The sequence below is a fragment of the Paraburkholderia caribensis genome, from assembly GCF_002902945.1.
In the GTDB taxonomy this organism is placed as follows: Bacteria; Pseudomonadota; Gammaproteobacteria; order Burkholderiales; family Burkholderiaceae; genus Paraburkholderia; species Paraburkholderia caribensis.
In genome coordinates this window covers 1,840,795-1,853,870 of record NZ_CP026102.1, presented here as the reverse complement: position 1 = coordinate 1,853,870, position 13,076 = coordinate 1,840,795, and the positions used below count along the sequence as shown (strand labels likewise).

Below are 13,076 nucleotides of genomic sequence, written 5' to 3'. Positions count from 1 at the left end.
TGAACGGTGTGCAGCACGGTTCCACTGTAGGCCCGCTTTGACGGGCACGCTTGATTTGCGTCAAGCACAGCAAATGACATCCACAATGTTGCCGTGCCGAAGCTCGGGATGCGACAAAGTGCGCATCGACAGCATTTGATGAACATCTATCCTTCAAAGAATCCATCAATGCATGGACCGTCAGATAAATGGAGACGACGATGCTTAGCCTACATGAGATAGCAGCGCTGATGCTGGTTGAGACAACCAGGCAGTCGGAACATCTCGACCTTGGCGATCTGGACGCGTTGCGCGAGCGCCAACTTGTTTCGCTGGAGACGCTCGCGTCAGGATACACACACTTGTGTCTGACCGCGCAGGGTCGTTCGATACTCAGCTCGGTCGGGAGAGTTCAACAGTTCTTGCCTGAAGCCAAACCACTCGCAGCAAAGCATTTATGAAGCCACCGTTGGTACGATTGATTACTCAAAGCTTGTCCGCTTTTACCGTGAGCAGTTGCAGTTGGGAGGTTGAAATACGATTGCGTCTTGCCCGACAATGCCGGTGCCTCCTGCTGTCTCTCCTGCTGTAAGCACGCTGCGTGCCGGAGCGACGAGCGTCGCATCCCGCTCCGTTCGTTGCCGGACCCGCTCCCCTCTGTATAGGGCATACGCTCGTAGATGCACTCGTGCTCTGACACAAGCGTTGTATCGCCCTTGATCTGGCACGTACCTATGCAACCCGAGCTCTATTCTTCGCTTAAGCGTTTCTGGCGCCATTCGTGCAGGCGTCGTTCAAATGTGCGGGGGCTCGAAATGGAAAGGAAGAGGATATTGGTCGTCTACTATTCGCGGTCGGGCGTGACGCGTGCGATCGCATCGGAGCTCGGCCAGATGCTGGACCCGGACGTCGAAGAGATTCTCGATCGGCGTGGCCGCGCCGGTCCGTTCGGGTATCAGCGTTCGTTGGTCGAGGCAATTCGTCAGCGTCCAGCCGGTATTATGCCGACCACGAAAGATCCTCTGTCGTACGAGTTAGTGATAGTCGGGACCCCAATATGGGCCGGGTCGGTGGCATCGCCGGTTCGCGCCTATCTTATTGCGAATAAATCAGGATTTCGCCACGTCGCGTTCTCTTGCAGCCTGGGAGGGCGTGGAAGTGAAACGGCGTTTGCCCAGATGCGTGCACTCGTTGGTAGTGGTCCTGTTGCTCAATGCCAGATAACAGCACGCGAAGCGAAACGTGCCCACGCCAGCTGATTACTAGTGAACTTTGCCAGCAAGCTGCAGCGTGCATTCGCCGATGATCGGTGGCCAGAAAGGGAGCCGTGTTGATGAAAGCGTCTGCATGGCGTTCATCTTACGACTGCGTGACGTGGATCACGAACGGCAGGCTGCCATCGCCCTCAGCGTCGTCGTTTTGGATTTTGATACTGATTCTCCAGTGCACCTGCATTCTCTGGTCACGCCTCGCGCCGCCCATCGCTGGTTCCATCTCGTTGCGTTTCCGGCTGTTTGCTTGACGTGCGTCAATCCCAATCACGGGCCCCGTGCCATCGTTAGTTAAAAAGCGCAGGCGGGCCGGTCATGGAACAGATCCTGTTAAGCGAGTTTAAGGATGGCACCGCGACGCATTCTCCCTCGCGGGCGGAGCGGCGCGCGCTCGGGAAAAGCCTCCGTGGAAAATGCCCGCGCGGTTTGCACGGCGCATGGAAGCGCACTGTCGATCGTCCTGACCCCGTTTGTCTGGTCCAGCAAGCCAATGAGGGCCGTCTGCCCGAACTCGTTCCGCTTCGACACGGCCGCATGCTTCAGTCGCCATTCACGTTCTATCGAGGTGCCGCGCTCAACATGGCGCATGACGTCGCGTCGCTGCCGACTCCCGGCATACATGTGCAGTGTTGCGGTGACGCTCACCTTATGAATTTTGGCGGCTTCGCGACCGCGGAGCGCAACATCATTTTTGCGATCAACGATCTTGACGAAACCCTTCCTGCGCCGTGGGACTGGGACCTGAAGCGTCTTGCGGTCAGTTTCGCGATTGCCTGCCGTGACAACGGGCTAAGCGACTCCACCGCGAAGGATGCGGTTCTCGCCTGTGTGCGCTCGTACCGCGAGAGCATGGCAACATTCAGCGAAATGAAATCACTGGATCTCTGGTACCACGCGATTGAGGCGGAGGCCTTGATCGCCTCCATCGACGACCCGGCTCTGCGCCGCCGCGTGATCAGGAGGGTGGAGAAAGAGCGTGCAAGCAGCATGGCCGAAGTTCTGTTCCCGAAGCTCGCTTCCGGCAAGGGGGGGACAGCGCTCATCAGGGACGAACGTCCGTCGATCTTCCATCCACAGGGCCAGAAACCCGGAACCCTTGAGGTTGCGATCAGGAAGGGCTTCAGCGGCTATCGTGAAAGCCTGACCCCAGCCCAGCGGGTCCTCGTCGACCGTTTCAAGATCGTGGATGCTGCGATTAAGGTGGTGGGAGTAGGAAGCGTCGGGACCCGCTGCTGGGTCGTCCTGCTAATGGACGGTGCGGGCGATCCGCTCTTCCTCCAGGTCAAGGAAGCGCGCGCCTCGGTGCTGGAAGCCTACGCGGGAAAGAGCGTCTATGAGAATCACGGGCAACGTGTCGTCAACGGCCATCGGCTGGTTCAACCCGCAAGCGACATGTTTCTCGGTTGGACAAAGGGGGAGCAAGGGTGGGACTATTACGTGCGCCAGTTGCGGGACGTCAAAATCAAGCCTGCCGTCGAGACCTTCGGCAAGGTCGAAATGATCGGCTTTGCCGACTGGTGCGGACAATCGCTCGCGCTGTCCCATGCACGCTCTGGCGATCCGTCCATCATCAGCGGATATCTGGGAAAGAGCGATGAGTTCGACAAGGCCATCGCCGCGTTCTCGATCCTGTACGCCGACCAGAACGAGGCGGACTATGCCAGGTTCAAGCAGGCGATCGATGAGGGTACGCTTAAGGCCGAATTCGACCCGCCTGAATGAACCCAACGGCAGACTCTGATTGCGGAGGGTGTTGCCCGATGAATATTCGAAGCAGCCTCGATCGCGGAACGTGCGTGACCATATGGTTGAAACCGGACCCCAAAACGACAACGCGATCCTTAGTAAGTGGCGTTTTGCTGACGAGTACGATGCTGACGCGATCTTTTTTTCAGCTACAACGTATTCTCCAATGAGCATGTACGTCGATTACAGCCGCTTCCGACCGAAATGGTTAAGCGATGGATTCGTCGCCGCAACTCCGCACGTCATTGGCGATGCGCAGCGCGTGTCTGGTAATGGGTCCAGCCGCACGACGTTTCGCGGCGGCGGCGGTGGCTTTGGCGGCGGTGGGGCCTCGGGCAGGTGGTAGCCATGGGAATCAAACGGATAGTGAGACACCTGCTCCTCACGCGGTGGAACGTAAAGGTTGCCTTCCCTCCGCGCACGCTACGCGCAATCGAGAAAGCGGTTCAGGCAAGTCATCAGGCCCATATCGGGCAGGTTCGATTCGTGGTCGAGGGAGCGCTTCCAATCGAGGCGTTGTTGACCAGCATGTCTGCAAGAGAGCGGGCGATCGACGTCTTTTCACAACTGCGGGTGTGGGACACCGAGCACAGCAATGGCGTACTCATCTATCTCCTGCTTGCCGACCGTGACGTCGAAATCGTTGCAGATCGAGGCATGCATGCTCACGTGCCCGCCAGGCAGGACCGGCGAAGCAAGTTACCAAGCAAGCCAGCGGTATTGTGATACCAGACAGGGAACCGGATTGACGCAGGTTGCGCAACTCGTAACAGAAGCGATTGCGGTCGTGACGGTGTGCTGTACAGTTCTGCGCCCAATGATGAAAAGGAGAACGGGTAAGTGTCCGACTGTGACCGTATAGACACCCGACGATGGGCACGCCATGCTTTCGCCGGGTCATGAATGTGACTGTCCACAAAAGAATGATAGTCACAGTGACGGAATCCACTGAAGTCAATGGCCCACGCAAGTATCGTCGACGTACGAAGGGGACGAAGCCGAGTCCATATGTCGCGCGTCTGTGGTGTGAGAGCACGGTCCCGGGTGACCGCAGCGCCATTATTCCCGACGTCTATCTGAAAGTATGGGCGCAAGGGTATCCGCGCACGAATCCGACTTCATCCTTTTTGACGAGGCACAGGACAGCGACGGCGTGATGATGTGGCTTCTGGGCCGGCCGCCGCATGCACAGATCGTCTAAGTTGGTGACCCATATCAGCAGACATGCGAATGGCGTGGCGAAGTCAATGCCATGGGACAGATCGATACTCCCCCACACGCGCTGACCGAGTCTTTCCGTTCCGGGGTAGTCGTAGGGCAGAGATTCAGCTTGTTCCCGCCACTCGACCAGGTCGTAGTGCAGTCTGTCGAGCAACCGTCATATAACAGTTGGGGGATATTGGATACGGCCCAATAATCCGCTCGCCAGAGGGATAGCGTGGCTGCGCATTTCGGTTTTCGCGGACCTACGACGTGCTCTAGCGGGGCCGACCTTGATCGGCTTAAACATCAGAGGTTTGAATGCGCTACACATCTTATTTGCTGTAAAAAAGATACATCAATATCGAGTCAAATTGAGAAAACTATCGCTTTTTTGTTCGTAGCAATCCCGCAGTGCCAAACGATGACTAGACTGACGATACGGATAATCAGAAAGCCTCTCGCAAGTTCTGGAATCGTATCTAATGAGCTGCCATGCGCCATTGTGTCGAACGACTCATGAGTCGTGCATGGCGGTGGTAGGCTGAAGGCGCTAAGAGCACGCGACGTCGGAATTGCCTGCGTGGATTTTCGCGCATTGCTGGACCCTGTCTATCAGGGAGTCTGAAGCAGACAGCACCGATTGTCTATCGGGCGACAACATTGTGAAGAGAAAGTTGTTCGAAAGATAATCGAGCGTTCAAGCGAGCAGGTCAAACGCTACGGGGAAAATTCGATCGTAGTCCGTTTCCTTACGTGCAATGTGAAAATGCACATGCGGGGGCGTCCGATCTGGGTGTCTTCCGTGCGGGCGTTTCACATCAAGCATGAGCTAATTCACGCGCAGTAATCATGGTGTTCTTGTCGACCTTGTTTCGGGAGATGAAATGGTTTCTGTAACTGGTGCGGTCTCTGCTCGAATTTCCCGCTTTCAGGCAACTTTGCAGCGCAAGTCATTTGCGCATTACCGCGAGTCACTTGCAGAAGATTTATCCTTCGAGCAGGCGGTCAATAAGTACCCGGATCGGAATGCCCTTTATGCATATATGCATCATTATCTGTGGAATATCGCGCCTGCAGAGATTCGTCACCACCGGTCCTATTTCAGCCAGCGACGGCGCGGATTTGGAGAGGATGCCTTCCATGCAATGTGGTGGCTTCTCTTGCGCGATTATCAGCCACAGCGTGCTCTTGAGATCGGCGTATATCGCGGACAGATCACCTCCCTCATGGGCCTGATCGCGAAGTTGTGCGCATTCCCATGCGAGGTCCATGGTATCTCACCGTTCTCTTCAGCCGCGGATACCGTGAGTAAGTATCGTAAGAACATTGATTATCTCGACGACGCGATTGCCTCTAATCGGTCTTTCGGATTACCTGATCCGAATTTTATTAAGGCTTTGTCAACGGACACGATTGCGACCGAGCACATCCGTTCCAGAGCGTGGAATGTGATCTATGTGGATGGCAACCACGATTATGAAGTTGCATTGGCTGACTATAAGGTCTGCCGGGATGCGCTCGCTCACAACGGTCTGCTGGTAATGGACGACTCAAGCTTGTATACCGACTACCGTCCAGCGAAATTCTCATTTGCCGGGCATCCCGGACCGTCACGCGTTGTTCATGAATTAGCTTGTTCCGAGCTGCGCTTTTTGGGAGGAGTTGGTCATAACAACGTGTTCACAATTTGTTGACGGCATACATGCAATCAAGTTGGATGCACACGTGTTCGGGTTTGACTTTCCACTATGGCAAGGAGCAGCGCGGGCTTTGTCACGTTGCCGAGGTGGTCGCGTAGAATCTGGAGATGAATAAATCTAGATCGCTCTATCATGGTCATCGCTTTCCGGCGGTGGTGATCAGTTGTGCCGTTCGCTGGTACTTTCGGTTTCAGTTGAGCTTGCGCGACATTGAAGAGTTGCTGTTCGAGCGCGGGATCGTGGTGAGTTACGGAACCGTGCGCCGCTAGTGCGATAAATTTGGCACAGGGTTCGCGCATCGCGTCAAGGCTGCTCGGCGCAAACCGGGCAGTACCTGGCATCTCGATGAATCGTTTGTGATGCTGCGCGGTGAACATTATGTGCTGTGGCGAGCCGCCGACGAGCACGGCGCCGAACTCGATATCCTGCTGCAAAAGCGGCGCGACACGACCGCAGCCGAACGATTCTTCAAGCGCATCCTTCGGTCTTGCCTGGTGCCGCGCAGGATCGTCACTGACCAGCTGCGCAGTTATCCGGCCGCGAAGTCCCGGATCCCCGAGCTGGCAAACGTCAAGCACGTGTTCGTCAAGGCTGCGGCCCGCGTGAACAATCGGGCCGAAAATAGCCATCAACCTACGCGTGAACGTGAGCGGCGCTTGCGCGGATTTCGCGACCCAAAGCGCACCCAGGCGCTTCTTTCGAGCTTCGGACCGATCCGGCAGCACTTCGCGCTCAAGCGTCATTTGCTGCGCGCGTCTTTCTACCGCAAACAGCTCGCTCAACGCTTTGACGCGTGGCATCGTTTCACCGAACTCGCCCAGATTCCGTCCGCCGTCTGAGCAAACACATGTCCTCAGAAGTTTTTACGCCGTCGCCCCGTCAACGTGACAGCGCCCTTGGGATTCCTCTCAGTTTCTGGTCTAGACCGGCGCTCGTGTCGTTTCAGAGGTTATTTGCGCCACCAGAGAAAATGAGTCCCAGTCAAAGGCGCAGCGTCAAACAGGGATAGATCACAAAAGTTTTAAATATTTGTGTGCCGAGGCGACACGTATTGGTTGGACGTGGAGCGAAACGGTGAGAAAGCAGACCGTGCAACCCGTCAAAAGCGACAAAAATTGATTGTCAAACTACGACATCAATTGATGAACTCTACACAAAGTGTTCATGTGGCAACGGGCAAGTCGCTGATAGCGAGCGTCGCGCAAAAGCTCAGTCTCTTCGCGCAAAACGCGGGCATGAAGCTGTTCGCGGGCAAAGGCAAGGTCGAGATTCAGGCGCACGACGACAACATCGAATTGACTGCGCAAAAGTCCGTCAAACTCATCTCGGCGACACAGACGATTGAAGGCGTGGCGAAACAGGAAATTCTGCTGACTTCGGGTGGCGCATACATCCGGCTGAAAGACGGCAACATCGAGATTCACTCACCCGGCGCGATCGATGTGAAGGGGGCTCAGCATGGCTTCAATGGGCCCGTTCGGCTTGACGAGAAGTTCCCGTCGTGGACTGACAGCGAGCCGAAACGGTCAGTAGACTTTTCGGGGTGACGACGATGGGGCGTCCCGTAAAAAACGAACTGAATAAAGGATAGCTAGTGGCGCAGCAACAGGACAAGCCGTCGCAAGTCGAGAATTGGGCGTATCCGTTCTCATTGAAGAACCCCGGTGCGCAGCCCGCTCCCGAAGATTATCTGAGCGCCCTCAGTGCATCGGAGGATGGCTTCTATCCAATCGGTGCAAACGGGCTCTGGCACGGTGGCATCCATTTCGGAAAAGGCACAGCTGGCAAGTTCGATCAGGATGCCGGCGTCAAGTGTATTGCGGACGGTGAAGTCGTCGCATGTCGCCTCAATTCGAAGCTGCAGGAGCTCGCCTATCCTGACGGATCCAGGGCTGGATACTCGAGCGGGTTCACGCTGGTGCGGCATCGGCTCGTGTTGCCAAAGCCTCCCGCGCCGTCCACGCCTTCGGCGCAGCCGGCGAATACGGCGAACGGTGCACCGACGCAGAACACAAGCACACCTGCCGAAGACGTTTTGACGTTCTTCAGCCTTTATATGCATACGCTGCCGCTCGATGGTTACGGTGCGGCGAAGGCTCTACGCGCCTACTATGGCGCGACAGACATTTATACGGTGGGCAACAAGGCAAACGATCCTCGCAAGAACGTCGCTGGTTCCGAGGATCACAACCAGCCCGGCCTGCGCGTTCGGGCGTCGCATACGGCCGGTAGTGCTGTGACAGGCTGGCTTGCTCGCGATACGAAGATCAAGGTCGGCCAGAAACACGGCGCATGGGGCAAGATCGGGGGTTTTGTGTCGGGTACGGTTCAATCGTATCGGGAAGGCGCAGCCCTGCCAGCAGATGCCGCGACAGGATGGGTTTTCCTGGGCGAGCTGGACAAGCAAAGCCAACCGTCTGCGGTGGATCAGATCCATGTCCTGCCGAAGCCTCACGCTATCGCCGCAGGCGAGACGGTTGCGCTTATTGGTGAGTATCAGCGGCTCGTGGAAGCGCGGGCGCATCATAGCTTGCCGCCCAAGCAGGGTGAACGACCGCTGCTTCATGTCGAGGTCTTCACGGGCGACGACATCAACGCTTTCGTTTCGCGCAGCCGCGCACGGGCGCAGCAACTCGATCCGAAATCGCGCAATCTCTTGCTGATTCGAAAGGCGCGAAGCTGGTGCAGCCGTCTTCTCCCAGTTCATCGATCCCGCACGGAGCATCCGTCAAGGACGCCCCGGGCTCGCCAGCCAGCGGTGCGTGGCGGAAGGTCTTGCAGGTAAACCCGAGCGGGCAGCCGCTCAACAATCAGGCGCTCTGGATTGCGCGCGCGGATCCGCACGGCAATGAAGATCGCCCGGCGTGGAGCCAGTTTCCCTTGACCCTGCAAGCGGCGGGCGGCGGGCGGCGGGCGGCGGGCGGCGCGGCGGCAGCCTGGACACGCGTGGTGAGCACCGCATCGGCGCAAAGTTGTGTTGAGGCTGAGAACAAGAGGTGGTACGCAGTGAGCATCGCCGACGGGAACAATGCCGAAGTCAATGGCTGGGTTTGCGATCACGGGCATCCTCTCGTTGAGCTGAAAAGTCCCTGGGACTGGCCGGGATTCGATGTCCTGAATCTGCAAGCGTCGGTTTCCGACATGTTTGCACGCGCGCTCTATATCGCAGACAGCGGCACGCCGGACGAGATCGCGCAATTCGAGGGCTCATTCGCGAATGCGCGCTCCGACGAAACCATTCGCAAGCTTGAAGACGCGATCGACGCTCAGGGGCAGCGCGATGGCAAGATCACCGCACACGAACTACAGACGGCGCTCGGCAAACCGTGGCTCGCAGATCGGATCGATCATCTGATCGTGCGATACGAGAGTGAATGGGGCGGGGAGATGAGCAAGTGGGATGCGCTCGATTCGCATATGCATGCAGGGCTGCCTGTGTGGCAAGCGGAGAAGACGCGGATTGATGTGCTGCGATTTTGGAGTGGGATCAGCGGTGTGAGTGGATGGCCAACGAGCTCTAACGTTTATCATTTTCATCCTCTTGGTCTCGTGGGGAATTTCCGCCGTACCGACTTCCAGTTTACGCTCGCGATGATGCAGCACATTTTCCCGAGTGCAAGTGTTGCGACGCTGCAAGCAGCTATGACGGAATTGAATACGAATATCGATTTGTTTAAACTCGACAAGCCACTCAGACGCGAGCACTTCTTCGCACAAATTCGACGTGAGGCAGGACCGTCGTTGGCTGTTCACGATGGTGAAAGCCTTAATTATCCGCCTGACGGTTGGAACTGAAATTTAGCTATTTCCAGGCACATCCTGACGAGGCTGATTTGTACGGACGTACGGCTGAGCATCCCGCCGATGAGCAAGCAATTGCGAACCGCGCATATGAGCGCAGAAATGGTAATGGAGACATCGCAAGCGGTGACGGGTGGAAGTACCGAGGCAGAGGCTTGATCCAGATTACGGGTCAAACTCAATATCGATTGTTTACCGAATGGCACCGACAGAATTCAAGTGGCTGGGCCGGCGAGGCCAATCTGAACTTTCTGGTAGATTACGCGCTGGTCGGCGAGGTCAAATACGCCGTGAGATCGGCCGCGGCGTATTGGATCAATAACAGAATGTACGAAACGGCCGATCATGGCGCAGCCGAAGACGATGTCGATAACATCACGCGAGCGATCAATCCCGGACTTTTCAAGCATCAGCCTGGTCACCCGATCAATCCGGAGAATATGAACGACATCGTGGATCGGCGAAATAATTTCGCGTCGATTCGCAATTGGGGAGGACTGAAGTAATGTGGATAGCACGAATTCTAACGATTATTCTGCTCTCGCTCGTTAAATATGACGTGGCGAATGGGCAGGATCAGACTTCTCAGAATGAACAGACACTTTGCAACGACGGGGAAGAGATTTATTTCAGTTGTCCGCTAGAAAATCAAAAGACTGTCTCCGTATGCGCAAAGGACAACACTGCCCCTAATCGGGGCTACGTGCAATATCGATACGGTACCAAGGACAATGCTTTCGCATTTCCTGGTCAGAATGTTCCTCCCGCAAGCACAGTCAAGATTACCGACGTCTCTGAAGGTAGTATTCGTGGGCTGCATTTGAAATTCTCGAAAGGAGCTTACACGTATGTCGTTTCGTCTGTTTCGCCAGGCGAGGTCTACGTATCGAAGAATGGAAAAGTAATATTTGATCAGGAATGTACGGCTTCGGGATACAAGAGTTTTTCGAACAAAATTTTCGATGGAGTCAATGAAGTACCTGTGTCGAAGGTTGATATTCACTGAATGATGTTTCTGCACGAAGTAGCGGCAGCGGGTCCTACAGTCATGTGGACCGTTTCGATGCTTCCTGCAGGCGTCTGCTTCGATCGTCCGAATCGGATCAACTGGCGATCGGCACGCGCTGTACGATGTGCGCTATCAGATATGAGCCACCCAGCACGAATCACTTTGCTGTTTTCAGCTTTTCTGGTTTCCCAACAGGCATGGTGTGCGCAGGATAACCAGCGGGAGATCGATTTCCCCAATCACGCGCAACTGGTTTATTCCGCACCCGTATCGCCGGAACTGAGCCGCACGTTCGGGCCTGGTTGGACGCGTCTCACCATCACGCGCCCAGACGGTACCGCACTTGCGATTGTCCCGGACGAAGCGCTCATTTCTCAGGGCGGCGTCATCTTTTCGACGGTTGGCGCGAGAGCGCGCTCGCACGATGGACGCTATGTCGTACTCGATCTCACGCGTAACGGAGTGACGGAAACCGAAGATGGTAAGCCTACTGTGGTAAGTCGTGAATTCTGTCCGATCCTGGACACCGTGACTGAGTGTGTCGCGCGTGACTATTCTGGCGTTGTTTGCGGTGGCGCATGGGATGACAAAGAGACGAGATGGCGCAGCCAGCTCGACTCAGGCAAAACGGACTCGCAATCGATGAAAGCGCTGGAAAAGCCGACGGCGCGAGCCGTATGGACTCAATTCAGCCAGGCCAAAGCAACGAATATCAAGCCATTCTTGCGCGTCGCGTTGGGTCTGGACAATCTTCGAGCATGTGATCCGCCGAGCGCAGCAAACGCACGGTATTACGCGCAAATACAGGCCGCGCTGGGCGACGCATCCTCTGCCGGGAACCACTCGACGCCCGCCTCCACCAGAGCTATGCCAGCCGATGCTGATGCGTTGAGGGTATCGACGGTGCAGGTCGACCGAGCATGGCTCTACGAGCGGCCTTCAGTAGGAAGCAACCGTCGCGGCTATCTCATCCGCGGCGATCGCGTTGTCATTATTGGCGAACAGAAGCCGGATTGGGTGAGAGTTCGCTATAACCGCGCGGGGAAGGAACCTATCGAAGCATGGCTGGAGCGACCGAACATCGACCGATAACTAACTTCGTGGAGGTGCCCTTGATTGCAACGTTTGTGCTTATCGGAGTGCGCCTCAAGAAGATTGAGCATAGGAAAAGCGATTGAAACAGTTCATAGACACTCATGTTCTGCTACTTCGCATCCGCTCTTTTAGCATGCACACTGTATCTACCGGCGCGGCGTTTGCCATAGCCTTGATGCTAATCGGCGGTACTGCCGAATCAGCGCTTGCCGCCGCTCCGTCGTCCACATTCCGTTTCGCGTTGCCGGGCGGAGGGGCAATTGTGTATGGCAAGGCGACGAATCCTCAAGCCCCGTTAGCCCGGCGTGCATGGCAGCAGGCCATCTTCTATTTCCCGAACGGCACGACGTTCAGCGTCTTGCCAAAAGCCGGCGATTCGACCGCGCCCGGTGCGTTAATGCAACCTCCGCATGACAGCAATATTTCTCCTTCTGGCCAATATGTCGTCATAGAACGAATCGAGTCGGGATCGGTTTCGTCGGGGCCTGCAGAAACGGAGTCTGGTGCGAGCCGGGAATACTGTTCTGCCATCGAGATTCGCACGGGCTGTATTACAGCGGATCAAACTGGCGAGATATGCGGGGCGGGCTGGCGTGCGGGCCAGCCCGCGCAGTGGGGAAACGACGACCAGACGAACCTGATGTTGAAGGAAGACCGTCCATCGGCCAGCCGGCTGATGCGGTTTATCCGTGCTGGTCAGCCACCAAGGTTACTCGTTAGCAACGACTCGGGCGCCGGAAATCTCCTGCGTTGCGATCCGCCGTCGGCGGCCAATCGTGGGGCGTATCAGGGGATTACGGCCGCTTTGCATGCAGCAGGCGCGCGAAACGATGCTCGACTGATAGACGACGGGCTTTCAAAAGCGGACATTGATATCGTCGGCACGCCACTTTCATCTGCCGCGAAAATCGGGAATCCTGCCGCGACCATATCGGTGCAAAGAGCGACACTTTATAAGGCCCCGGATGATGCCAGCGCGGGACGCGCCTATCTGGTCAAAAACGATAGAGTATCGGTATTGAAGCAGTCGCCGTCCGGTTGGGCCTATGTGGACTACGGCAACGCTTCTGGCAAGCATCTGCTTCGTTGGATCAAATCCGATCAACTGACGATCGAGCCGTAAAGTGCTCCGCAATCTGAGCGAGATATACGACACGACTCGTATTGCTAGCGTCCGAATGGCAGACATCCAGGCAAACATGTTGCGCACCGACTCGGCCCGATATGGGATCAAAACGCTATTCAAGCGTCCGCCGATTGAGTGTCCGCTGT

Annotated in this window: 10 protein-coding genes and 3 pseudogenes; all 13 read left to right on the top strand. The window is 56.3% G+C overall.

Annotated features, from left to right (window positions below):
• Nucleotides 1-188: 188 nt before the first annotated feature.
• Nucleotides 189-440 (top strand): hypothetical protein, encoded by a 252-nt coding sequence (locus C2L66_RS24805; protein WP_318248529.1) that lies wholly within the window; start codon nt 189-191, stop codon nt 438-440.
• A gap of 273 nt (nt 441-713) precedes the next feature.
• On the top strand, nt 714-1,238 hold the full coding sequence (locus C2L66_RS24800) for a flavodoxin family protein (protein WP_158512179.1): 525 nt from the start codon (nt 714-716) through the stop codon (nt 1,236-1,238).
• A gap of 327 nt (nt 1,239-1,565) precedes the next feature.
• Nucleotides 1,566-2,972 carry a DUF2252 domain-containing protein gene (locus C2L66_RS24790; RefSeq protein WP_054930619.1) on the top strand — a complete coding sequence of 469 codons (1,407 nt, stop codon included), beginning with the start codon at nt 1,566-1,568 and terminating at the stop codon, nt 2,970-2,972.
• Nucleotides 2,973-3,054: 82 nt separating this feature from the next.
• On the top strand, nt 3,055-3,342 hold the full coding sequence (locus C2L66_RS24785; RefSeq protein ID WP_060605937.1) for a hypothetical protein: 288 nt from the start codon (nt 3,055-3,057) through the stop codon (nt 3,340-3,342).
• A 2-nt stretch (nt 3,343-3,344) separates the two neighbouring features.
• Nucleotides 3,345-3,668: pseudogene (locus tag C2L66_RS24780) on the top strand (TPM domain-containing protein); the annotation flags it as partial.
• A 1,415-nt stretch (nt 3,669-5,083) separates the two neighbouring features.
• Nucleotides 5,084-5,893 carry a class I SAM-dependent methyltransferase gene (locus C2L66_RS24770; protein ID WP_082670434.1) on the top strand — a complete coding sequence of 270 codons (810 nt, stop codon included), beginning with the start codon at nt 5,084-5,086 and terminating at the stop codon, nt 5,891-5,893.
• A gap of 113 nt (nt 5,894-6,006) precedes the next feature.
• Nucleotides 6,007-6,738: pseudogene (locus tag C2L66_RS24765) on the top strand (IS6 family transposase).
• 291 nt (nt 6,739-7,029) lie between these two features.
• Nucleotides 7,030-7,413 (top strand): annotated as a pseudogene (locus C2L66_RS24760) (DUF2345 domain-containing protein); the annotation flags it as partial.
• A gap of 80 nt (nt 7,414-7,493) precedes the next feature.
• Nucleotides 7,494-8,684 (top strand): SH3 domain-containing protein, encoded by a 1,191-nt coding sequence (locus C2L66_RS24755; protein ID WP_060605942.1) that lies wholly within the window; start codon nt 7,494-7,496, stop codon nt 8,682-8,684.
• Nucleotides 8,675-9,694 carry a hypothetical protein gene (locus C2L66_RS24750; protein ID WP_060605944.1) on the top strand — a complete coding sequence of 340 codons (1,020 nt, stop codon included), beginning with the start codon at nt 8,675-8,677 and terminating at the stop codon, nt 9,692-9,694. The genes C2L66_RS24755 and C2L66_RS24750 overlap by 10 nt, the downstream gene beginning before the upstream one ends.
• Nucleotides 9,685-10,206, top strand: a complete 522-nt coding sequence (locus tag C2L66_RS41765; RefSeq protein ID WP_148654621.1) for a hypothetical protein — start codon at nt 9,685-9,687, stop codon at nt 10,204-10,206. The genes C2L66_RS24750 and C2L66_RS41765 overlap by 10 nt, the downstream gene beginning before the upstream one ends.
• A gap of 641 nt (nt 10,207-10,847) precedes the next feature.
• The gene (locus C2L66_RS24740; protein ID WP_103323720.1) at nt 10,848-11,801 is read left to right on the top strand and encodes an SH3 domain-containing protein; all 954 of its coding nucleotides are present in this window, start codon (nt 10,848-10,850) and stop codon (nt 11,799-11,801) included.
• 82 nt (nt 11,802-11,883) lie between these two features.
• Complete coding sequence (locus C2L66_RS24735) at nt 11,884-12,927, top strand: hypothetical protein (RefSeq protein WP_148654622.1); 1,044 nt, start codon at nt 11,884-11,886, stop codon at nt 12,925-12,927.
• The last annotated feature ends 149 nt before the right edge of the window (nt 12,928-13,076 follow it).

Coding starts and splice junctions, on each gene's coding strand:
- C2L66_RS24740 (WP_103323720.1), top strand. CDS start 10,848: ATGAGCCACCCAGCACGAATCACTTTGCTGTTTTCAGCTTTTCTGGTT.
- C2L66_RS24785 (WP_060605937.1), top strand. CDS start 3,055: ATGGTTGAAACCGGACCCCAAAACGACAACGCGATCCTTAGTAAGTGG.
- C2L66_RS24790 (WP_054930619.1), top strand. CDS start 1,566: ATGGAACAGATCCTGTTAAGCGAGTTTAAGGATGGCACCGCGACGCAT.
- C2L66_RS24800 (WP_158512179.1), top strand. CDS start 714: ATGCAACCCGAGCTCTATTCTTCGCTTAAGCGTTTCTGGCGCCATTCG.
- C2L66_RS24770 (WP_082670434.1), top strand. CDS start 5,084: ATGGTTTCTGTAACTGGTGCGGTCTCTGCTCGAATTTCCCGCTTTCAG.
- C2L66_RS24805 (WP_318248529.1), top strand. CDS start 189: ATGGAGACGACGATGCTTAGCCTACATGAGATAGCAGCGCTGATGCTG.